Below are 22,179 nucleotides of genomic sequence, written 5' to 3'. Positions count from 1 at the left end.
AAATATCAAAGTGATAATTGCTTTTAGTACGGTGTAAGGTATTGATTTTGTGACTTAAAGCATTTTAGCGGCTATAGTAAAAAGTCAATTTATCAGTACTGAGGTAAGCATTTTCTCCGGTTAATGAACCCAATTGGGGGGAGAAAATGAATTTTTATGAATAATTTCAAGCGAATCCAGTTTAAACACCTGTGGTTATGGCTGCTATTTATCAGCGTGGCCTTCCCCTTAAGGGCGGTTGAAGCGCCGCTGTGGCCTGAGTCGGCCGATTTACCCTTAAGTCCGCGAGTACACACAGGCACCCTGGCTAATGGGTTGCACTATCTGTTGGTAAACAACAAAACTCCTGAACAGGCGGTTATCGTCCGTATGCGGGTGGATGTTGGATCTGTGATGGAAACGGATGCCGAGCAAGGTCTAGTGCATTTCTTAGAGCATATGGCATTTAATGGCTCTACCGGACTCGCGGCGGGGGAGATGATCCCGACCTTACAACGCTTAGGTTTAAGTTTTGGGGCCGATACCAATGCGGTGACTGAATTCCAGCAGACGGTTTATCAGTTTAATTTACCGAGCAATAGCCAAGATAAAGTCGATACCGCTTTGTTTTTAATGCGCGAAATCGCCAGTAATCTGTTGCTGGATCCCGCCCTTATCGAGCGTGAAAAGGCGGTGGTCTTGTCTGAACTGCGTGAGCGCAGTAGCGCCGATTTAGAAAACTATCGCCATCAGTTAACCTTTTTAATGCCGCAAACCTTGCTGTCGCAGCGCTTTCCTGTGGGAGAGGCGACGAGCATTCAAAATGCGAATCGTGACAAGTTATTGTCTCTCTATCAGCGTTTTTATACGCCATCCCGCACCACCTTAATTGTGGTGGGGGATATTGATGTTGATCGTATCGAGCACAAGATCAAACAGCAATTTACCGACTGGCAAGCCGCGCCGCAGGCTGTTGGGGTGAAGGCACAATCCATAGGCACGGTACAGGCTAAAACCACTGTTGAGGCGGCGGCATTTTTTGACCCAAGCCTGCAAACCTCGGTTTCCCTCGGGCTGTTAAAACCGCAAACCCCTAAGCCAGATACGATTGCGCTGCGTGAGCAGGAGATTTTATTAGAGCTTGCCCATGGTATTTTGTATCGCCGCCTAGAATCACAGTTGCTACACAGCCAAGGCTTATACGGCGTAAGCTTACAAATCGGCCCGCAATACGATATTGCCTACGGCACGCAAATGACCTTGGGGACGCAGGAAAACAACTGGCAGCAAGGACTTGCACTATTAGAGCAAACCCTGCGTCAGGCGCTGGAATTTGGTTTTAGCCAACAGGAAATTGACCAACAGCTTAAGCGGATGCACAAGGGCTATCAGCTCAGTGCCGCTGGCAGTAGTACCATCCATAGTGTCAATATTGCCGAAAGCCTAGTGAATACAGTGGCGAGCCGACGTGTGCCTGTGGAACCCGCATGGCAACTGGCGCTGTTTGAAAAGCTGATGCCAAGTATCACGCCGCAAAAACTGCAGCAGTCGTTTAAACAGGCTTGGGAAGGGATACCTTATCTGTATCTCACCAATAACAAACCCATTGAAAATGTTGAAAAACAACTCTTAGCCGCCTACGACGCGAGCCGAAAGCAAGCCGTAAAAGCACCCGAAACCAAGAGCATTGCCGAGTTTGCCTATAGCCAATTTGGTGAGCCGGGACAGATTGTTGCCGAACAGCGCGATGCCGCAACTGGGATTCGTAAGCTAGAGTTTGCTAACGGTGTACGCCTCAATGTAAAACCTACCCCCTTTAATCAGGGGATGACGCTGGTGAGTCTCAATATCGGTTTTGGCGAGGTGCCATTCCCCGAGCTAGATGGTTTGTCTTACCTGTTTAATAGCGCCTTTGTGCAGGGTGGTTTAGGGCTGCACGATTGGGACAGTTTGCAGGATATTTTTGCTGGCCAAGATATTTCGGTGGGCTTGAGTCTGCGTGAACAGAGTTTTGGCGGCGAGATCAGCACCAATGCTGCCGAACTTCGCACCCAATTAGGCGTGCTAACGGCCTATTTAGTCGACCCGGGGATGGATCAGCAGGCCGAGCAGTTATTCCGTGAGCAAGTGATTGCCGAGCAGCAGAGCATTCATAGCAATCCGCAACTGGAGTTTTCGAATCAGTTTGCCCGTATTGCCCATAATGGCGACAAACGTTATGGCTACGGTAATCCTGATGAAATCCTCAAGCGGCAGTTTGCTGAACTCGCGCCTAGCTTCCATTCTGCCGTTCAGCAGGGGGCGATTGAGCTGGCGATTGTTGGGGATTTTGATGAAGACAAAGCGATTGCCGAGGTTGCACAAACCCTAGGAGCCATTGCGCGACAGCCGATCCCTAAGGGGCAGACGATTGTGCCTGTATTTCCCAAAGTGCCGGCACAAATGAGCCTGACCCATTATGGTCAAGTCGATATGGCGGCACTAGCGCAGGTATGGCCGACGACGGATATGAGCAATCCCCGTGAGCTGGTGGGGTTAGGTTTGCTCGAGCAGGTACTAAACATCCTACTCACTGAAAATGTTCGCGAAAAAGCCGGTGCGAGTTATTCACCCTCGGCATTTTCATACAGTGACTTAAACCCAACGGGTTATGGTTATCTTGGCTTATTTAGCGTGACAACTAAGACCATGTTGCCAGAGGTGGCTAAGTATTACGCCACCGCAGTTAAGCAGGTTAAAACGCCTTCGGGGATCAGTGAGGATTTACTCAATCGCGCCCGCCAACCAGTGTTGGAGTGGATGCAGATGGCGCCGCAAAGCAATAACTTTTGGTTAGATTTGGCCTCTACCGCCCAAAGCCAACCAGAGCGTTTTGCGGGCTTTAACCAACGATTGGCTCTGGTGCAGCAGATCACGCCTGCCGAGTTAAGCCAATTGGCGCAGAAATACCTCAAGGATGATAAGCGTTTGACCATCGAAACCTTACCTGCACCCATCACGGCTCAGTGAGCGATTAAATCATAATCCCTTTGAAGAGCTCCCTTCTGTGATACTCGTGTCACAGGAGGTTTGGTTTATTTATCATTGCAATACCACTCGGTCGCAATTGGAAATCGCTGTTGTCGAAAATGCCACTCACGTTTAAGCCGCGCTCACATTAGGCTAAACGCAACTTTTTGCAGGGTGTTCATGTCATGTTTCGATATCTTTTATGTTGCTTTGGTTTAGTCCTAATGTACCCGACAGGGATAGATATGTACTTGGTGGGATTGCCACAAATCGCCAATCAACTTGGGGCGACTGAGGCGCAGCTGCACATTGCGTTTTCTGTGTATCTTGCGGGCATGGCGACGACTATGCTGTTTGCGGGCAGTTTAGCCGATAGGATTGGGCGTAAACCTATCACGCTCTTTGGCGCCTTACTGTTTGCGTTAGCTTCCTATTTTGCGGCGCGCTCGCAAAGCAGTGATCTGTTTTTAGTCGCTCGCTTTGTGCAAGGAGTCGGGGCGGGGTGTTGTTATGTCGTCGCGTTCGCGATTTTGCGTGATGTCTTAGACGATAAGCGCCGCGCTAAAGTGCTCTCAATGGTGAATGGCGTGACCTGTATTATCCCTGTGATCGCGCCTGTAATTGGGCATTTGATCATGCTTAGGTTTCCGTGGCCGAGTTTGTTTTACACTATGGCGGTAATGGGATTGCTGGTGTTTGGACTATGTCTGTTCGTCTTGCGTGAGACTTATTCTAAAGCGTCATTTCACAGTCAAACTTTGCCTAGAGTGCAAACTGAATCCTTTAAACAAGGCTTTTTTATCAGCCGCGTGGTTATAACGACCTTAGGCGTAACCACGATTTTAAGCTATGTGAATGTGTCTCCCATGCTGATTATGGGGCAGATGGGGTTTGACCGAGGTCAATATTCCAACACTATGGCGATGACTGCATTGGTAAGTATGCTGGCCTCATTTTCGACGCCCTTTTTGCTTAACCAGTTTAAAGAAAAATCGCTAATTATGTTCTCTCAGACATTATTTGCCGCAGCAGCGCTTGTGTTCATCTTGACCCAATTGGGCTGGCTGGGTCAGTTATTCAATCTGCTCGGTTTTGGTTTGGTATGTTCAGGGTTTGCGATTGGATTTGGGGTGACCATGAGTCAGGCGCTCAGCCCATTTGTGGCGAGGGCTGGGGTGGCTAGCTCATTACTGGGGATAGCCCAAGTCTGTACTTCGGCCTTGTATATTTGGGTGATGGGGCAGCTCGAAGTGAGTGCGATTAATATATTATTCGTTATCCTCGCCGTTGGAGCGCTGATAAGTATCACGCTAATATTAGCTGTGCCTAAATTGTCGGAAATGGTAGCGAATGAGCAAATCCCTGAGTCGGCTTGACCTCAATCTGTTGTTTACTTTTCAGTTGTTATCGCAGGAGCGGAGCGTATCTAAGGCCGCCAAAAAGCTCAATGTTACGCCATCGACCGTGAGTAAATCGTTGGCGAAGTTGCGCGATTGGTTTGACGATCCGTTATTCATTAAAACGCCTCAAGGATTGCAGCTCACGCCATTAGCCCAAAGCATGGAGCAGGACTTAGCTGATTGGTTGCAAATGGGCAAACAGCTCATGGGTAAGCGCGGGGATGATATGGCGAAAGGGCTTAGCTTCGAGCTGATGCTTGAGTCTCCTTTGTCGCTCATTATGCTTAATCAATTAACGCAGGCCATTTACCAGCACTACCCTGATGCAAAAGTGAAGGTGCGTAATTGGGATTATGATTCGCTCGAGGCCATTATTCGCGGAGAGGCCGATATGGGGTTTACTGGCCGAGAGAGTCATCCCCGCTCGAAGGAGTCCCTTGATTTACTGCCTTATTTTATCGATTTTGAGGTTTTATTTACCGATCTCCCTCGGGTGTACTTACGCCGCGATCATCCTGCCTTGCAGGAAGAGTGGAACATAGACACTTTTCTTAAATATCCGCATATCAATATCTTGTGGGAAAAGAGTGAAACCTGGGCCTTGGATGATGTGCTTATCGAACTTGGGTTAACTCGCAATATAGTGCTGACCTTAGCCAGTTTTGAGCAGTCACTGTTTGTCGCGGCAGAGCCTCACCACAGCATGATGGCGGTAGCGCCGCAATATTGTGAGCAATATGCTCGTCAACTACACCCAGATTTAGTGAGTCGCCCGATCCCGATAAGTGGCGAATATCTTGATAAACTCGCCATTCCTTTTACCTTAATTTGGCATAAAAGAAACAGCCATAACCCCAAAATCACTTGGCTGCGAAACAGGATAAAAGCCATTTTCCAGCCACAGACGCAGGATTAAAGCTGATATTTACCGTGTTTACTTTATTGAGCAATGTCTAACTGCTGGCACAAAGGTTGTTTGGAGAGCATTAATTGTTGGTGCCGCTGACGGGGATAAATTCTATCTCGGCATGCAGCAGGCGTTTATAGATATCAATATCGAAAGTTCGCCGACAGCCCTGATTGGTCGGTTAAATATTGCTCAACAGTGGCTAGCATCACAGCACTAGCATCACAGCATATTCAATTCACATGCTGAAATAACATAGGCACATCAGACGATACCGCCTTTGTCTTCAATATTATTTGTATCAATTCAGCGCTTAAAAAATGTGATTTGTATCAACTTTGATATCGTTATTGAAATGTTTGTTAAGTTATTGAGTTTGTGAAATATTTGTTTTTGTTTTGAGTGGAAATTGCCATTGTTGTCATTGTATAACTGCGTAGACTGAACTGAATTTTTTGTCTGCTAATGAGGGATACGATGCTTAACAATAAACTAAAAGGATTCGCGGTTTTGACTTTCGCCTGTTTGGGCGTGACCGCTTGTGGTGGCTCCGATAATAAAAAGGATGAGGACACCTCGAAGACCGATACCTATGTGCAATTTTACAATGCTTCGGCTGGAAGTACGGCTACCGCACTGAAGATTGGTGATAAAACCTATGAGAGCGTGAGCTACGCCGATGCGATGCCAAGGTTCACTTCAACGCCTGGCGTCAGTGCCGTCGAGGTGATGGGTAAAGATGCGTCGAACAAGGATATCTCGCTCTATAAAGAGGATATCGATTTAAAAACCGCGACAGACCATTTCTTTGTCTTGCATGGGGATTTTGCCTCGCCATCGCTGCTGAATATCAATTACTCCCGTACTGAACTCGATAAGCAAAACGCCGAAGCGGACAAGAGTAAAATGCAATTATTGATCGCCCATACGGCGATGAATGCGCCCGCCTACGATGCCTATATTGCTAAAGCCGACCAAAGCTTTGCCGATGCGGTGATGCTTGGCAGTGTCTCCTACGGTGAGGTCTCAACACCGCAGATTTTGGACACTGGGGATTACAAGGTTTACCTCGCGCCAGCGGGAACCACTAATGTGAGCTACACCACGGCAAGCATTAACTTTAAAACTAAGGTGCCCTATAAGTTGGTTTTACGGGAAAGCTTTGGTGCTTCGGATGCCAAAATCAGCTTAGATAGCGTCGATTCGACCACCAATGTGCGTAATCATGTCGCCCTCGAAAGCAGTGTCGATTTTAGGGTATTCAATGGGTTGGCAACGCACAATGTCGATGTCAAAGTGGTGAGTAATAAACAAGAAGCCCTATTTAGCAATGTGGCTCCTTTTGGCGTGACTGCCTATCAAGGCGCTGAGTTTAATGACTTTGGCGTGAGCGTTTTTGACCATACTAGCCAAGCCAAATTGCTCGACAATGTGTTGATTACCCTTAATCAGGACGATATCAAAACCATCTTCATCTACGAGCAAACTACCGAAGAAGGTAGCCAAGTGAAGGCGATGGAGATGAAACAAACGCAAACGCCGAGTCCCTACAGCTTTAAGTTTGATATCGTCAGTTTTGCCGACAAGAGCAACCTGACGTTGTACTTCTTAAAGGCGAATGACACCATCGAAACTGCAGCCTATAAGATCAGTGCGGTTAACCCTACGGCGCCGCAGTCCTTAGTGGTGCCAAAAGGTGAGTATTCTATCAAGGTGATCGCGGTGGAAAATGGCACTAAAACCGTGGTTTATGCATCAGAGATGATGGATTTTAATAACGAAGATAATGTTACTATGGTGCTGAATAAGGACGCTTCAACCAGCTTTGGCTATAATCTCGTTAAGCTTTAATCGCTTAGGCTGGGCAATAAGCAGTCAATAGATTGGGCAATAAAAAAGCACTACCTTGGTAGTGCTTTTTCGTATTATGCGGCGTTATTCCGACAGTTTTAGCTCTTGGCCAGGCTTAATAATGCTCTTGGCATTCAGTTGATTCCACTTCATTAAATCCGCGAGTTTCACTTTGTTTTTACGCGCGATTTTATCTAACGAGTCACCGGACTTTACCTTGTATGTGCTGGCTTTCGCCGCTGGCTTATCTGCGGTTTTACTGCTGGTTTTAGCCTTTGCCGCTTGAGGCGTTGTTTGAGCTTTGCTCTGTTTTGGCGTCTCGGTCGAGGCGTTATCTTCGCTGCTCATCGGCGTTAACAGGGTTAACTCTTGACCGATTTTAATTCTATCTGAGCTGAGGTTGTTTGCCTGCTTTAACTCTTTGACTGAAATGTCAAATTTCGCGGCAATTGTGCCTAGGCTATCGCCGGATTTCACAATATAACTTTGGCTGTCGTAACGTTTTTGCGCGGACAACTGGTGCTGATTCTCTTGATATTGGCCGATGTTTTCAATCGGCAGGGCGATTTGGTATTTGCCCTTACTTGGGATCACGCTTTGACGATAACCTGGGTTATAGGTTTTAAACTCCACCTTAGTGATCCCTGCGGCATTGGCGATTTGACTGAGCTCGACCCCGTTAGGTGCTGGCAAACGCTCTAAAAATGGGCGGTTGGCAATCGGCATTACTTTGAGATTGTAATGGCTAGGGGCACGGATAATTTGAATAAAGGCGAGCCATTTAGGCACGGTTTGTACTTGGCGCGCAGGAATATTCAGCGACCAAAAATCCGTAGGTTTGCCCTTAGCTTTGTTTCTATCGATAGCGGCTTTGATCACTAGCTCGCCACTGTTATAACCCGCAACGGCGTTGATCCAGTCGTTACCTAAGGTGTCGTGCAAGTGCTGTAAATAGTCGAGCACGGCATCGGTCGAGGCTAGTGCATCTTTACGGCCATCGTAGGCCGAGTTGATGGTCAGGCCAAAATTACGTCCCGTCGCAGGGATCATTTGCCAGAGTCCTGCGGGGCCATTTGCCTGGGCAAGTGGGTTATAACCACTTTCGACAATAGGCAGGAGTGCCAGTTCGAGCGGCATATTACGGGCTTCGAGCTGGCTGACAATATAGTACAAAAATGGCTCGGCGCGCTGGGTCACTTGAGTCATAAACTTTTGCTTATCATCGAAAAAGTTACGCTGCTTGCGGACTTCGGCATCGTCATGCACATCAATAGTGCGGGCGTGTTGGATTTTTTCCCACACATCGGTATAGCGCTCGTCGATAACGTCCTTTTCAACATGCTGAGGTTGTGTTGTGTGTTCGCTATTGCCTTCGGCTTCTGGCAAGGCTGCGGCGTATTCCGTAGGCGAAGTTTGCGCCGACGTGGTTGCACAGCCGCTGAGCTGGCCCATGAAGATGGCGGCCACGAGTGCAGCTAAGGCATGGGGTTGGCGAAAGGTTTTCCGCATGATTGTCCTGTAATCAGTGATGACTTGGTATTCCATGATTTGGCACATGCTAATCTGTTTTCGCATTCGTGAATAGCTTTGCTGGAAATTTGACCACCTGGGTTACATTTAGATTTAGCCTCAAATGGGCTAAGATAGCGGTGATTTTTCATAGCAGTGGGTTACAGAGTGCAGACGTTAGCGCAGTTAAAAGCGGGACAATTACAAGGGATTACTCGTTTACAATTGGTTGAAAACTTAACCGAGTTTCCGCGGGAGATCTTCGACTTAGCCGATACGCTCGAGATCCTCGAATTATCCAATAACCAGCTCAGTTCACTGCCCGAAGATTTACCTCGCTTAACCCATTTGAAGATTTTGTTTGCTTCCAATAACCGCTTTGAAGTGCTGCCAGAGGTGTTAGGCCAGTGTCCGAAACTGGAGATGATAGGCTTTAAAGCCAATCAAATTCATTCAGTTCCTGAGGCGTCATTGCCCTTGCATACCCGTTGGTTGATCTTAACGGATAACCAAATTACCGCCTTGCCGGAACGTATGGGGCAGTTGTATCGCCTGCAAAAATTAGCCTTAGCGGGCAATCGCTTAACCTCGCTGCCAGCATCCATGGCCCAATGCCATAACTTAGAGTTAGTGCGTTTATCGGCAAATGCCTTAGCCGCGCTGCCGAGTTGGTTGCTTAAGCTACCTAAACTCACCTGGCTGGCGTTTGCGGGTAATCCCTTTAGTCATACGCTGGTCGATCCCCATGCCGATGTGCCCAGTGTGCCCAATGTGACACTAGCGGACATTGAACTCGGAGAAAAACTCGGTGAAGGTGCCTCCGGTATTATTTACCAAGGACGTTGGTTAAATCCTGCAATGGTTGCCGCAACTGGGTGTGAGCAGATCGCGGTGAAGTTATTTAAGGGTGAGGTGACCAGTGACGGTTATCCGGCCGATGAATTGGATTGTTGTTTAACCACGGGCGAACATCCAAATCTTATCAAAGTATTAGCGCACATCAGCCAACAGGATCAGCTAGGGCTAGTGATGGCGTTAATTCCCCAAGGATTTTATAACTTAGGTTTACCGCCCTCCCTCGAATCCTGCACCCGCGATACCTTTAAGGCGGGGACTGAATTCAGCCTTAAGGACATAGTTAAGATAGCCTTGCAGTTGGCCGAGACTCTCGCGCATATGCACGCCCAGCATATCAGCCATGGTGATGTGTATGCGCACAATATGATGATTAATCAACAAATGTCACTGCTGTTCGGTGACTTCGGCGCCGCCTCAAACTTAGCAAAATTATCTACATCGGAGCGTAGTGCCATGCAGGCCATTGAGGTGCGGGCGCTGGGTTGTTTGATTGAAGATTTATTGCCCTTTGCTGGTGCTGATAGAGCCGACGCGCTGCGAGCTCAACTGCGACAGTTAACAGAGCTATGTATGCAACCTGAGTTATCTTGCCGTCCATCTTTTAGGGATATCGCGAAGTTATTAGCCAGATTGTGGCAAGCTCAAGCATGCGAAGTGTAGGAAAACTCAAGGGGTGGTTCCATTGGTGAAAACCGATGCAGAGACATTACAGCAAGAGCGACTAAATCTCATCAGCAATGGTGAGCTGGCATTATGAGTTCGATTTCAAAACTGTTTTGGCTAAGCCTATGCTTAAGCGCGTTGCTCTCTGTATCTGTTTGGTTGGGATTTTCGGATAAGTTATGGCAGCAGGAATTGCCCGCCGACCAAACTACGCCGCCCAAAACAGCGCAGCGTTTCGAGTTTACAGGGACTTTACCCGCCCACACTCAGCTCGAATTAGTGGGTTATTACACTTCCTCCGTGTGTACCCGCAAAGAAATCCGTTTTCCGAGTGGTGATATTGCTAACCCCTATCGCGCTACGCTGAATAAGAGTTCGGTTCTGCGACAACCCCTCGATACGACCGATAATGCCAAACCTTTCACCCTGACGTTAGCCCTGCAAGGTGGTGGAGATTGCGACTGGCAATTAGAGGATTTAGTCCTCGACCTTACTCTGCTGCCAAGTCATCCCATCTGGAAACATGTTAAGTCATTAAAAGATGAATATTTACATACTTCACCGCTATTAACATCGAGCAAACCCGCGACCAAAGCCTCGCCCCATGATGGGTTTTATTTGAGTCAGGAACTGACTATCGAACCCGTGCTTGCTGGCAGCGAAGAAGATACCAATCTGGTTGCGGGATTGCCGCTTGCCCTCAATCCCGTGTATTACCCAGTAGTGATTTACAGCCCTAAGACCGACAGCCCCTTTGAGGTGAAGCTTAAGAGTAATCTGCAGTCGACTAGCCGTTTATGGTCGAGCACTGTGACACAAATGGTGCGTTTCGATAAAGAGGCCGTGCTGCAGGTGCAGTTTAATCCTGAAATTCTATCTGATTATCAAGTGAATGTGTGGCGACAGCCTGAGCAGATCTCGGTTCATTATCCCGATGGCACTGAGTATCGTTATTCGCGCGGGGATGTGCACCTCTATGCCTATGGTAAGCCTGAATCTATGCTCAATACCTTAAGTGCGAGCACCAAGGCTGAAGATAAGCGATTGTTAGCACACATCTATTGGGCAGGTCATGCGCTGGCGAAGGATGAAGAAAAAGCGCGCAAATACTACCTAGAGGCGGCCGAGGGCGATGACTTGATTGCTATTCTGTGGATGCAATCACAGGCAGCCTATGCGGGCGAGGTTGAGCAGAGCCGTTATTGGCTACAACGCGCGGCAAGGCTTGGGGATGTCGAGGCCACATTGGAACTGATTCGTCAGCCATTTGAGACCATACTGCAAGGTAAGCCGAATACGGCCGAGGCGAAAAGCGTCCAAGCCAGCGCTTGGCAACAGTTAAATCAGCTGGTTAATCAAGGTGTTCTCGAGGCCATGAGTATGATGGCGCTGTACCAAGCATTGCCTTGGTCGCCCTACCATGATGCAACGGCTGCATTAACTCACTATCGTATGAGTGTGCAGGCTGATCCGGCCTTAGCCCATAGCGCGGCCAGTGATTACTATTATTTGCTCGAGGATTTTGCGCAAAGTCAGGAGTTTTGGCAGATTGCCGCCGAGCGCGATCTCTATGTCGCCGCTGAGTATGCGGATATTCTGTTAAAACCCGATACGCGCGATGCGCACAAAGCGCGTACCTGGCTCGAAAAAGTGGTTTCGCAGGGTGATAAACAAGGCATGCAGCGGGACGTGTTGGGTCGTGCCTATTTTCAGCTTGCGAGCCTACTCGATGCGGGCGAAGGTGGCAGCGTTGAGCCAGAGCGTGCCCTTGTGTTCTATCAGCACAGCATTGAACTGGCTAAATCCTTTACGAATGATTACGAAGCTAAGGCCAAGGCTAGAGCACAAGCGTTGGAAAAGCTTTGAGAGTCATGTCTGTTTTAGTGTTTGAACTTGGGATAGTCTAGCCCTATCAAAGCTTTGATTATCGTTTATCCCCATATCCAGCTATGCCTGAAATGGCCGCTAACACGTGCAATCTAGACTGCTTTGTTAGCGGCAGTATTCTGTTCTATCGATAGGACCCGACTAGGAGCCCGTTATGTCCGAATTACCCCATGATTACACGCATATTTATCTTGAGCAGCCCGGCGAGCCTGATGTGATGCAGCTGACACGCTCGCCATTGCCTGTACCGAGTGCTGGCCAAGTCTTAATTCGTAACCGCGCCGCCGGGGTGAATGGACCCGATATCAAACAAAGGATGGGAGTGTATCCGCCACCACCTGGGGCATCGCCGATTATTGGACTAGAAGTCGCGGGGGAGATCTGCGCCTTAGGCGAGGGTGTAACCCAATGGCAGTTGGGGGATAAGGTTTGCGCCTTAGTGCCCGGCGGCGGCTATGGCGAGTACAGCTTAACCTATGCCGAGCATTGTTTACCTATCCCACAGGGCTTTTCTGAGGTGCAAGCGGCGGCGTTGCCCGAAACCTTTTTCACTGTGTGGGGCAATCTCTTTATGCGCGCGGGACTCAAGGCGGGTGAAACCGTGTTGATCCACGGTGGTTCGGGTGGCATCGGCAGCACGGCGATTTCCCTTGCCAAACATCTTGGTGCGACCGTGATTGCGACCACGGGACAAGATGCCAAGCGCGACTATTGCGCCGGATTAGGCGCCCATTTGGTAGTGAACTACAACACCCAGAACTTCGTGGAAGAAGTCATGGCCTTTACCCAAGGTAAGGGCGTCAACGTGGTGTTCGATATTGCTGGTGGCGACTTTATCAACTTGAATCTTCAAGCATTAGCGCTAGATGGCCGTATGGTGTCAGTGTCGACCCAACGTAGCGGCAAGGCAGAGGTGAACATTCTGCAGTTGATGGCCAAACGTATTGTGTGGACGGGGTCAACCTTAAGACCGCAGAGCGTTGCGGCAAAAGCCGAAATCGCCAAGCAATTACGTGAGCGTGTTTGGCCTTTGCTCGATAGCCAGCAAATCGTGCCGCATATCTGTGCCACTTTTCCATTGGCCGAGGCGGCCAAGGCCCATGCGTTGATGCAGTCGGGAGAACATAGAGGCAAAGTCGTATTAACCTTGTGATCCCGCCTAGCTACATCTGTGTAAACGCACTCGCCTCAATCCTTTGATGGAGGCGGGCTGCCGAATTAAAACTTGCTGTGATGTTTTTTTAGACTAAAGTCGTTAATGACAAAATTTTTTAGAGACTTTGGCCGAAATTAATGCGTAATAAGTGAAAATTTCATGGTATGAGGCATTGATTATCGGAAATATTCTGTAAAAATACCCAGTTGAAAACGTCAGAGACTTTCCGGCGCGATTCGTGGATCAAAGCAAGCGACGCTTCGCTTATTCAGACTAAAAAACTCATAGTGTATGTGTTGATTTAAGGGTATTGGCATATATGTATAACACAGCAAAGAAACAGGTTTGGTATGGTGAGCTGAGAACATCGAAGGGCACCGCGATTGTCGTCCATGACAACCAGCTGCCAGAGGCTTCCCCTGGACGAATCTACCTCTACAATACCGAACGTGATGCTATTGTTGAGTATGTAGAAGACATCGTAAAAGTGAACCTACATGACTTAGATGATGCAGCGGTAAAAGCGGCTGAAGCTAAGTTTAGCGGCGCATGGAAAGCAGCTCGAGCTCAATTTATGGGCAAGCATCAAGCTCGTATCGATCTGAACAATGTGAAAGATTCAGGCCCTGTTCGTAAGGCTAAGGCCGAAGTTGAGCCTGAAATTGAAACCGATGCCATTGGCGCCGATTTTGATGAAGATTGGGGCGATGATTTCGACGATTAACACTGAGTTTGCCTAGGGCAAATTGGGTTAGGGTAAGGAATAAACCATTTTATTCCTTACCAGCTTTTCCTTCCTTTATTCGACAAACTTATCCCCAAGCGCATTCATTTTAGCCTTCAATATCAAATTGATAGCGGCTGATATGATGGTAGATTTTCCCCGGTACTAACCAAGCGTCATCACCCAATTGGGGTTGATTCGGTGAGTCAGGCAATTTTTGCGGCTCAATACACACGCCTTGATACTGATCCAAGCTTTGTTGGTTTCGCCCTAGGGTTCCCGCTAAAAAGTTAGCGCAGTAGAGCTGTACGCCGGGTTGATTGGTAAAGACTGTCATGGCGCGGCCACTGACGGGGCTCGATAGGCAGCCAAAGCGGCGTAGCGCGCCATCGGGATTATCCAGCAGATAACAATGATCATAACCTTGGGTGCTGGCCAGCGCCGGATCTTGGAGTTTGTCCCCAAGAGTAACGCCCTGAGTTAAATCGAAAATACTTTTTTTGACTTCGGCAATCCCCGTAGGCACGCCTACCTCATTCATGGTGAGGTAGCGCGTAGCATCGATTTGCATCCGATGCTGATGATTATTCGGCAGGCCATCTAGGTTGAAGTAGGAATGCTGCGTCAGACTGACGGGGCAAGGTTTATCCACCGAGGCGAGGATTTCCACATAGAGATTATTGGCGGCGAGGCGATAGTCTAACTGGACAGTGCAATTGCCGGGGAAACCCATGTCGCCATCTGGGCTGACTAACGATAAACGCACACCGTCGGGAAGTTGGCCTAAGTGCCAGTTTTTTCGATTGAAACCTTCGCGGCCACCGTGCAAGCAGTTGCTGGCCTGATTGATATCCAGTTGATACGCTTGCCCTTGATATTGCAGCTTGCCCATCGCAATACGGTTGGCAAAGCGCCCAGCGATAGCGCCAAGGTGGGCGTTTTGAGTTAAATAATCTTCGGCACTGTCGCAGCCAAGCACGATATTGGCACGCTCTCCCTGTTTATCGGGCGTCCAAAGTGAGCGAATGATGCCACCTAAACTGAGCACTTCTAAGGCGATGATGCCATTGTCTATCCGCACACGTTCGATTTCACCGCCGCGGGGATCGGTCCAAGGATCTAGTACACTGAAACGCACCATTTAGCTTCCCTCTAATGTGATTTAACCGCTTGATTTTGCCTCTTAAAAACAACAAATACCATAGGATTCAAGGTTGAATTCGTATGGTATTTGTCTGGAAGAATGGATAGAGGGTGATTGACGGACTAGCTGTCGATGCGCCCCGCGCCCGCACTCGCCGAGCAGAGATACACAGTGGCATCGATTCCGGTCTGCTCATAAAATGCATGCTCGACCGCCGAGACCACGGCATCGGTGAGTTCGTGATCCACTAGGGCGACAACACAACCGTCGGTCATACGAATGCCGCCACGCTCTCCGATCACTTGGCTGACGATATCCACCAAGGTATCAAATTCGGGCAACGTCACCTCAAAATCATCCCGTAGAGATTGATGGGACAGTGCCATTAACAAACTGAATTTAGATAGATTACTTTGCTCTAGCGCCCGAGCGGCACTCTGGGTGCGCTTGTTTTCGGTGACAACGTGTTTGGCACGGCGATACAGGGTGTCATCCAATTGATCTTTAGCACTTTCGAGCTGGCGCAGGTCGAGGTGGCGCAGGGCATCGAGGCCAAAAAAGTCGGCGGCCTGTGCGCATTCTTCGCGGCGTTGTTGATTTATCGCCGCTAAGCGTTGTTTCTCGATATGGGCATCGATAATGATAAGGCTAAGGTTTTCAGGGATGGCAATAGGTTCGCTATCCAGATCCAGACAATCGATGAGCAAGGCATGATCCGGTTCGCCCATGGCGCAGACCATATGGTCCATAATGCTGCAAGCCGATGAGACATAGCGATATTCACCGCGCTGAGCGAGTTGTGCCACCGCCATAGGAGATAAATGCAGTTGGCTGCTGTCGCTGATAGCAGTACCAAAGGCGACGACTAAGGCGCCGGAGGAAGACAGACCCGCGGCTAGCGGCACATCGCCCACGACCGCTAAGTCTAACCCTTTAGCGATAAGGCCAGTATTGGCCATGGCCACCGTCAGGCCCTTGAGATAATTGACCCAGCCATCTTCGGGATTGATTTCGGTGTCTTTACCGAAACTCCATTCCTTGATTTGTCCAGGGAAGGCGTCGGCAACGGCGCGAAACTTATTGTCCTCTCGGCGTTTTACTGCAATAACCGTATGAAAATTAATGGCGGCGGGCAACACGAAGCCGTCGTTGTAATCCGTATATTCACCGATCAAATTAACCCGACCTGGGGCTTGGTATAAATCATCGGCTTTAGTGCCAAAGGTTTGGACAAATAACTTAGTGGCGCGCTGCGCAGGGTTCGACATGCTGGGAAGACTTCCAAAAAAGCTGGGCTAAATTGCGTTCTTGTCTTCGATTTATATCACGACTAACTCAGTGTTGTAACTGAGATTTTGTAGGGCATAGACGATAGTCTTGTCAGGGAAAATCGATACAGAACAAGCAACCAATTATCTCCCGCTATCGCATACTTGCAATTGGTTGATTTTGATTGTTTTTAACATTTTAAGGGGAGAGGTAAGTTGGCTCCGGAGGTTTGATTTCCTGAGCCAACATCTGCCTAAATAAGATGAGTTTTATTCATCACTAAAATGAGTGACTGCTGAACTAAAGCCTATTCAGCGACGCCGTTTTTAAGCGAGGGCAGAGCCTTGTTTTTGAGTCTCTTCCTGAGCTTCGGCATCGGCCTTAGTTTCAGAGTCTGGCAATAGCTCATGAACCACATGGTCGACAAAACCCGCACCTGCCGCTTCGTACAAGTTATACACGCTGTGTACGCCTGAGCTTCTCAGTGACGCGGCATCATCGCCGTATTGCACTATGGCGCTGAGTTTGCCTTGATAATTCAGCTTCTTGAGCTGCTCAACGGCGAACAGATTCCCCGCATGGTGTGGCATCGCCAGCAGCACTAACTCAAGGTTTGGTGCTCTATCGAGTTTCTCCCAAAAGTCGGTATCCGAAGCATCCCCTTGCACCACGTTGCGGCCATTGGCGCGGTGTAAATCGACCAATTCCTGCTTGTGTTCAATCCCGAGGATTTCACCGTCGAAACGAGCGCGCAGTTCATCGTAGGCACCGCTACCAATACGACCCATACCTAAGATTAAAAAGCGCGGATTGCCAATGGCAATTGGTCTGTCTTCAGGGTGCAGTGGTGGCTTCTCGAGTCGTACCAGACGTTGTTGGAATCGTTGGTAAATATTCCCCACAGCCGTATTGAGTGGCGCGGCAAATAGGAAGCTGAAACTTAAGGCAACAGCGATAATCACCAGCCATTGTGGTGGTAGCCAACCTTTGCTGGTGGCGACCGCTGCGACGATAAGGCCGAACTCAGAGAAGTTACCTAAGTTAAATGAGGCCAGCATAGAGGTGCGCGAACGCAGTTTAAATCGCGTCAGAAGGTAGACGAACAACAGGATTTTTAACGGCACTAACAGCACTAATAAGGCCGCGAGTACCACATCGGATACCGTAGGTAAGCCATTGAGGCCAATGGTTAAGAAGAAGGCGACAAGGAAGAGTTCTTTAAAGTAGAACAAGGATTTAGCCAGCTCGGAGGCCTTTTTATGCCCCGCGAGTAAAATGCCTATGATAAGCGCGCCAAGATCCGGTTTGAGGCCGACGGACTCAAACAACCAAGCGCCGACAACCAGCGCCATCACTAATCCGAATAACACTAAGAGTTCGCCGTGACCAACACGGTCAAAGGCTTTGTAAATCAGTGGTTTTGCTAGAGGTAATAGCAATAACGCCAGTGCCCAAACCGATGGAACTGCGCCCTTAGAAATGGTTAAGAAGATGACGGCAAAAATATCCTGCATAATCAGGATACCAATGGCAACACGGCCATAGAGGGACTGCACGTCGCCTTTATCTTCCAATACCTTAATCGCGAATACCGTACTGGAGAAGCTGAGCGCAAAGGCGATTAATGACAGTTGTGCAATACCTAAACCATCGAGTTGGCTAAGGCCAATAAAGCCGAAGATTTTGAGGATAGGAATAAACAGCACCATAGATAGCACTAAATGTATGCTCGACCCGGCCCAGACTTCGGCCTTAAAGAGGCTGCGAATATCCAGTTTAAGACCAATGGCAAAGAGTAATAAGGTGACCCCGAGGTTAGCGAGTTCTTGCAGCAGGGGCAGGCTTTCTTTCTCAATACCAAAAACAAAGAGTACAAAGCCTGCCACTAAGTAGCCGATCAGGGGAGGCAGCCCTATGCGGCTAACCAGCATGCCGCAGATAAGTGTAATGATGAGAATAGCCGGTTCCATAATGCTCCAATCTAAAAAGTCCACGTTAAACAGGGATTGTATAAGAAATCGATGACAGCGTGATAAAAAAGCGGACTTTTAATGAAAAAAGTCCGCTTTTTATTGGTTTTACGCTAAAACGGCGCAGAGATAAATTGGCGTTTTAGCTGAGATTATTTCACTAAGTGATCTAAATGGGCGGCAAATTCCTTCGGTCCCATAAAGCCAGTCACTCTTAAATCTTCCCTCTGCTCGCCTTGCTCGTTAAACATCAGCAGCGTCGGTAGGCCCAGCACATTGTATTTCTCTAGCAGTGCCACATCCACGGCATCGCTCTTAGTCACGTCGGCCTGTAATAACACTATCTTGTTCATTCGCACTAACACTTCGGCGTCCTTAAAGGTGATGGCCTCAAACTCTTTACAGGCCACACACCAATCGGCGTAGAGATCCAGCATCACTGGCTTACCCGCAGCGGTCGCTGCGGCGATTTCACGGTCTAAATCTTCAATAGATTTAATGCGTTTAAAGCCGTGCTCCTGTTCGGTTGTCGCCACAGTGCCCATTGGCGCATGGGTAAAACCAAAGTGCCCCATAACCGCTTGGAAACCGTAGGAAAAACTGGCCAGCAGTGTGAGCGTGAGCAGCACTGAGCGCACGGTTTTTTTCCAGTTGAAGGCACTGAGTTTGTTTTGGTGCATCAGATAGCCGGTGAAGCTAATGCCCCAGAGTGACCAGAGCACATCGGAAACCACACCCGTCCAAATACGGCCAAGCATCACAATCGATACCGCAATCAGGAGGAAACCGAACACGGTTTTAATGATGTTCATCCAAGCGCCAGCGCGTGGCAGTAACTTACCACCTGAAGTACCAATGATAAGTAGCGGCGCTCCCATACCCATGCTCAGCACGTAGAGCGCGAGGAAACCTTGCAATAAATCACCGGTTTGCGCCACATAGACTAAGGCGCCTGAGAGCGGGGCCGTTGTACAAGGTGAGGCCACTAATCCCGAGATCACCCCCATCAAAAACACGCCAACTAAATTGCCGCCCTTTTGATTGTTTGAAATCGAGTTCATCCTCTCCTGCCAGCTTGAAGGCAGTTTGAGATCGTACAAGCCAAACATGGATAAGCTGAGTACAAAGAACAGGATAGCTAAAAAGATCAGCACAGCGGGATGTTGCAGCGCCGCTTGATATTTCATCCCCGCAGAGGCAACCACTAGACCTAAAATCGAGTAGGTGATCGCCATACCTTGCACATAGGCCATCGACAGGGTGAAGGCCTTAGCGGTCGAGAGTTTTTGCCCTTGGCCAACAATAATGCCCGATAGGATCGGATACATAGGGAAGACGCAAGGCGTGAGCGCCAGACCAATCCCTAGGCCGAAGAAGATCACTAAGGTCCAGAGCAAACTGTCGTTAGACAGCATCTGGCTTAGGCTATCCTGCTGGGTAATAGGTTGGCTTGGTGCACTGCCTATTTGCTGAGCGTCAGCAGTGGCGGCAGACTCAGTATTTTCGCTGCTGTCTGCACCAGTCGCGATTTGCCCATCATTGGCCGCGACAGCTTTTAGGGTGACATCGCGCTTGGTCGGTGGATAACAGAGTTTACCCTCGGCGCAGCCCATAAAGGTCACGGTTAAGGTGCCGTTATCATCGGCTTGTTTCAGGCCAACGGGAATATCGATATAGGTGTAGTACACCTCTTGCTCACCGAAATATTCGTCGTTGTGGGGTTTGCCCTTTGGCAGGTCTATGGTGCCAAGTTCGGCGCCATTGACACTAAACTTAAGCTTATCTCGGTACATGTAGTAGCCGTCGGCAATGACCCAATTGAGGGTGACCTTATTGCCTTCCTGCTTAAAATCGAAGGCAAAGGCTTGATCGACAGGCATTAACTCTGGCTCACTTTTTAGAAAACCGAAGCTATTGGCGAAGACATTGCTACTTTGAGTTAAGGGCGCAAGCAGCAGTAATGCAGTGAAGATAAAGCTAAGTAGTTTTTTCATGGCTGAGTGTTATCTTTTATCCAATCTAAATAGGCTGGTAGCCCGTGAGTGACGGGTACGGCAATAATTTCAGGCACTTGATAAGGGTGGAGTTGAAGCACAAGCTGTTCTAACTCGGCATAGCGGCTTTGTAAACATTTAATGTGTAAGCTAATTTCTTGCTCCTCACAGATTTTTCCTTCCCATGCATACACTGAGCGGATCGGCGCCGAGATATGCACGCAAGCGGCGATACGCGCTTCCACTAAGGCGTGGGCGATGCGCTTTGCCTGAACTTCATCTGGGCAACTGGTGCTGACCACTAAATACTGAGCTTGCATGGTGTGAGGTATCGTCCCTTAACAATCTTAAACTTCGCTTAAGCCTATTAGGCTAAGCTACTTTACGTGCTTTTATGGTCTCATACATTAACCGGGTAACAAAAGAGTGAGCTAAATATCAGAAGTTTCACTCCTTTACAGACAGCTCCTTCCGAATGACTTGAATTAAGACCGGATAGCCCCCATTTAGTTTTCAAGTAAGTGTGATAAATCTGAGGTCGGTATGTTTTTAATCCTGTTTTTATTATTTGTGCTGATCCCAGTTGTCGAACTGTCAGTGTTAATTCGTGTGGGCGAAGTGCTCGGCACTTGGACCACCATTGGTCTGGTATTATTCACCGCCGTATTGGGTGTGTCCCTCGTGCGTAGCCAAGGGCTGAGCACGCTTATGCAAGTACAGCAAAAACTCACGCGAGGCGAGGCGCCAGGGCAGGAAATTGTCGAAGGCATGATGTTGGCTATGGCGGGGGTATTGCTGGTTATCCCAGGCTTTGTAACTGATTTTATTGGCCTACTGTTACTCACACCTTTAACGCGTCGCCTGATTGCCGCTTTAGTGTTTAAGCGTATGCAGCTACGGGTGGTATCCGGTTTACAGGGCGGAATGCACGGCGGTTTTGGTGCTGGCCCATTTGGACCGCATTCTGGCTCGCAATCGAATCCATTTGGGCAGAATCCCTTCGAGCAACATACGCACTCCGACGGCAATGTGTACGAAGGGGACTTTGAGCATAAGGCTGATCCGAGCGATAAACGTCCCGAGAGTCATCAATTAACGGAGAAAGACGGTGACGCGAAAGTGCATGAGCCTAACGACACTCAGCCCAAAGATCCAAAATCTTAATCATTTATCCAGACAGATTAAGCCGTTACTCACGCAATATTCTACAAGCTCCCACTGGTGCAAACCTCTGGGAGCTTGTTTTTATGCGCGTTGTCGCATGGGTAGCTTAAGTCGGTTTGCTTCAACTTAACGACGTACTATAGTAAAGCTCGAACATATTATTCATGGAGGTTGAATATGAATCTGACTAAGTTAAAGCTGATTTCGGGATTGTTGTCTGTCGTAACTTGCTCGCTGATTACCTATAGCGCAGTCGCAGGGCCCTTAGATCCTAATTGCGACCCTGAAAAAGTCGCCAAGAATGCGGCGGTTAAGGCGACTACGGGCGTGAGTGGCCGCTGTACACCGGAAAAAGCCGCCGAACGTACGGCGAAAGATGCTAAAGATGCCGTTGGTGATGCCAAGGATAAAGTCACTGATTCGGTCAGTGATAAGGTCGATGATATCAAACCCGACGATAAGTTATCCGACAAAGCCGCCGATGCGTTAAAGCAAGACAAGCACGATAAAAAAGAGGGTGTCGATGCCAAGAAAGTGGTGAAAAAGGTCGTCAACTAATACCTAGCACTATCGTCATCCGCCCTTACTGCGCCTAGATTTTGTCGATAACCAAGATGAAATCTAGGCGTTTTTGTTTTTGAGGTTAAGTGGTTAATTGAAGGGAAGAAAGGGCCAATCGATGAGTAATACCACAT

Annotated in this window: 16 protein-coding genes; 10 read left to right on the top strand and 6 right to left on the bottom strand. The window is 48.6% G+C overall.

Translation table 11 applies throughout. The features are described 5' to 3' along the window. Positions 1-156: 156 nt before the first annotated feature. The 4 genes from K0H60_RS17970 to K0H60_RS17955 all read left to right on the top strand — a co-directional run bounded on the left by K0H60_RS17970 (position 157) and on the right by K0H60_RS17955 (position 7,146). A complete protein-coding gene (locus tag K0H60_RS17970; protein WP_220056585.1) occupies positions 157-2,988 on the top strand; it encodes a M16 family metallopeptidase in 2,832 nt (943 codons plus the stop codon). 185 nt (positions 2,989-3,173) lie between these two features. Then, positions 3,174-4,364 (top strand): MFS transporter, encoded by a 1,191-nt coding sequence (locus K0H60_RS17965; protein ID WP_220056584.1) that lies wholly within the window; start codon positions 3,174-3,176, stop codon positions 4,362-4,364. Then, positions 4,339-5,304 carry an HTH-type transcriptional regulator YidZ gene (gene yidZ, locus K0H60_RS17960; RefSeq protein ID WP_220056583.1) on the top strand — a complete coding sequence of 322 codons (966 nt, stop codon included), beginning with the start codon at positions 4,339-4,341 and terminating at the stop codon, positions 5,302-5,304. The genes K0H60_RS17965 and yidZ overlap by 26 nt, the downstream gene beginning before the upstream one ends. A gap of 468 nt (positions 5,305-5,772) precedes the next feature. Beyond that, complete coding sequence (locus K0H60_RS17955) at positions 5,773-7,146, top strand: DUF4397 domain-containing protein (protein ID WP_220056582.1); 1,374 nt, start codon at positions 5,773-5,775, stop codon at positions 7,144-7,146. Positions 7,147-7,230: 84 nt separating this feature from the next. On the opposite strand, the gene K0H60_RS17950 is transcribed toward K0H60_RS17955, so the two are convergent. After that, a complete protein-coding gene (locus tag K0H60_RS17950; RefSeq protein WP_220056581.1) occupies positions 7,231-8,655 on the bottom strand; it encodes a LysM peptidoglycan-binding domain-containing protein in 1,425 nt (474 codons plus the stop codon). A gap of 168 nt (positions 8,656-8,823) precedes the next feature. On the opposite strand from K0H60_RS17950, the gene K0H60_RS17945 reads away from it, so the two are divergent. The 4 genes from K0H60_RS17945 to K0H60_RS17930 all read left to right on the top strand — a co-directional run bounded on the left by K0H60_RS17945 (position 8,824) and on the right by K0H60_RS17930 (position 13,943). Further along, complete coding sequence (locus tag K0H60_RS17945) at positions 8,824-10,173, top strand: leucine-rich repeat-containing protein kinase family protein (protein WP_220056580.1); 1,350 nt, start codon at positions 8,824-8,826, stop codon at positions 10,171-10,173. A 93-nt stretch (positions 10,174-10,266) separates the two neighbouring features. Next, on the top strand, positions 10,267-12,042 hold the full coding sequence (locus K0H60_RS17940) for an SEL1-like repeat protein (RefSeq protein WP_220056579.1): 1,776 nt from the start codon (positions 10,267-10,269) through the stop codon (positions 12,040-12,042). Positions 12,043-12,217: 175 nt separating this feature from the next. Then, positions 12,218-13,216 (top strand): NAD(P)H-quinone oxidoreductase, encoded by a 999-nt coding sequence (locus K0H60_RS17935; RefSeq protein ID WP_220056578.1) that lies wholly within the window; start codon positions 12,218-12,220, stop codon positions 13,214-13,216. A 322-nt stretch (positions 13,217-13,538) separates the two neighbouring features. Beyond that, positions 13,539-13,943: a hypothetical protein gene (locus tag K0H60_RS17930; protein ID WP_011718360.1), complete on the top strand. Its 405-nt coding sequence runs from the start codon at positions 13,539-13,541 to the stop codon at positions 13,941-13,943. Positions 13,944-14,052: 109 nt separating this feature from the next. On the opposite strand, the gene K0H60_RS17925 is transcribed toward K0H60_RS17930, so the two are convergent. From K0H60_RS17925 to cutA, 5 genes are all read right to left on the bottom strand, one after another. Continuing rightward, complete coding sequence (locus K0H60_RS17925; protein ID WP_220056577.1) at positions 14,053-15,084, bottom strand: aldose epimerase family protein; 1,032 nt, start codon at positions 15,082-15,084, stop codon at positions 14,053-14,055. Between the two features lie 125 nt (positions 15,085-15,209). Next, the gene (galK, locus tag K0H60_RS17920; RefSeq protein WP_220056576.1) at positions 15,210-16,355 is read right to left on the bottom strand and encodes a galactokinase; all 1,146 of its coding nucleotides are present in this window, start codon (positions 16,353-16,355) and stop codon (positions 15,210-15,212) included. 327 nt (positions 16,356-16,682) lie between these two features. Beyond that, positions 16,683-18,326 (bottom strand): cation:proton antiporter family protein, encoded by a 1,644-nt coding sequence (locus K0H60_RS17915; RefSeq protein WP_011718357.1) that lies wholly within the window; start codon positions 18,324-18,326, stop codon positions 16,683-16,685. Positions 18,327-18,478: 152 nt separating this feature from the next. Continuing rightward, positions 18,479-20,320 carry a protein-disulfide reductase DsbD gene (locus K0H60_RS17910; RefSeq protein ID WP_220056575.1) on the bottom strand — a complete coding sequence of 614 codons (1,842 nt, stop codon included), beginning with the start codon at positions 20,318-20,320 and terminating at the stop codon, positions 18,479-18,481. Continuing rightward, on the bottom strand, positions 20,317-20,640 hold the full coding sequence (gene cutA / locus K0H60_RS17905; protein ID WP_011718355.1) for a divalent-cation tolerance protein CutA: 324 nt from the start codon (positions 20,638-20,640) through the stop codon (positions 20,317-20,319). Before cutA ends, K0H60_RS17910 begins: the two co-directional genes overlap by 4 nt. A gap of 223 nt (positions 20,641-20,863) precedes the next feature. Between cutA and K0H60_RS17900 the strand changes: the two genes are divergently transcribed. Both K0H60_RS17900 and K0H60_RS17895 read left to right on the top strand, forming a co-directional pair. Then, complete coding sequence (locus tag K0H60_RS17900; RefSeq protein ID WP_220056574.1) at positions 20,864-21,484, top strand: FxsA family protein; 621 nt, start codon at positions 20,864-20,866, stop codon at positions 21,482-21,484. Between the two features lie 177 nt (positions 21,485-21,661). Next, a complete protein-coding gene (locus K0H60_RS17895; RefSeq protein ID WP_011718353.1) occupies positions 21,662-22,042 on the top strand; it encodes a hypothetical protein in 381 nt (126 codons plus the stop codon). Positions 22,043-22,179 lie beyond the last annotated feature (137 nt).

Source organism: Shewanella mangrovisoli (assembly GCF_019457635.1).
In the GTDB taxonomy this organism is placed as follows: domain Bacteria; phylum Pseudomonadota; class Gammaproteobacteria; order Enterobacterales; family Shewanellaceae; genus Shewanella; species Shewanella mangrovisoli.
The sequence above is the reverse complement of the archived record's forward strand: the minus strand, read 5'-3'. Positions and strand labels throughout refer to the sequence as shown.

Bases quoted from the DNA above. Each gene is read 5' to 3' on its own strand.
- K0H60_RS17925 (WP_220056577.1), bottom strand. From the start codon at position 15,084: ATGGTGCGTTTCAGTGTACTAGATCCTTGGACCGATCCCCGCGGCGGT.
- cutA (WP_011718355.1), bottom strand. From the start codon at position 20,640: ATGCAAGCTCAGTATTTAGTGGTCAGCACCAGTTGCCCAGATGAAGTT.
- galK (WP_220056576.1), bottom strand. From the start codon at position 16,355: ATGTCGAACCCTGCGCAGCGCGCCACTAAGTTATTTGTCCAAACCTTT.
- K0H60_RS17915 (WP_011718357.1), bottom strand. From the start codon at position 18,326: ATGGAACCGGCTATTCTCATCATTACACTTATCTGCGGCATGCTGGTT.
- yidZ (WP_220056583.1), top strand. From the start codon at position 4,339: ATGAGCAAATCCCTGAGTCGGCTTGACCTCAATCTGTTGTTTACTTTT.
- K0H60_RS17970 (WP_220056585.1), top strand. From the start codon at position 157: ATGAATAATTTCAAGCGAATCCAGTTTAAACACCTGTGGTTATGGCTG.
- K0H60_RS17955 (WP_220056582.1), top strand. From the start codon at position 5,773: ATGCTTAACAATAAACTAAAAGGATTCGCGGTTTTGACTTTCGCCTGT.
- K0H60_RS17910 (WP_220056575.1), bottom strand. From the start codon at position 20,320: ATGAAAAAACTACTTAGCTTTATCTTCACTGCATTACTGCTGCTTGCG.
- K0H60_RS17930 (WP_011718360.1), top strand. From the start codon at position 13,539: ATGTATAACACAGCAAAGAAACAGGTTTGGTATGGTGAGCTGAGAACA.
- K0H60_RS17965 (WP_220056584.1), top strand. From the start codon at position 3,174: ATGTTTCGATATCTTTTATGTTGCTTTGGTTTAGTCCTAATGTACCCG.
- K0H60_RS17900 (WP_220056574.1), top strand. From the start codon at position 20,864: ATGTTTTTAATCCTGTTTTTATTATTTGTGCTGATCCCAGTTGTCGAA.
- K0H60_RS17895 (WP_011718353.1), top strand. From the start codon at position 21,662: ATGAATCTGACTAAGTTAAAGCTGATTTCGGGATTGTTGTCTGTCGTA.
- K0H60_RS17940 (WP_220056579.1), top strand. From the start codon at position 10,267: ATGAGTTCGATTTCAAAACTGTTTTGGCTAAGCCTATGCTTAAGCGCG.
- K0H60_RS17935 (WP_220056578.1), top strand. From the start codon at position 12,218: ATGTCCGAATTACCCCATGATTACACGCATATTTATCTTGAGCAGCCC.
- K0H60_RS17950 (WP_220056581.1), bottom strand. From the start codon at position 8,655: ATGCGGAAAACCTTTCGCCAACCCCATGCCTTAGCTGCACTCGTGGCC.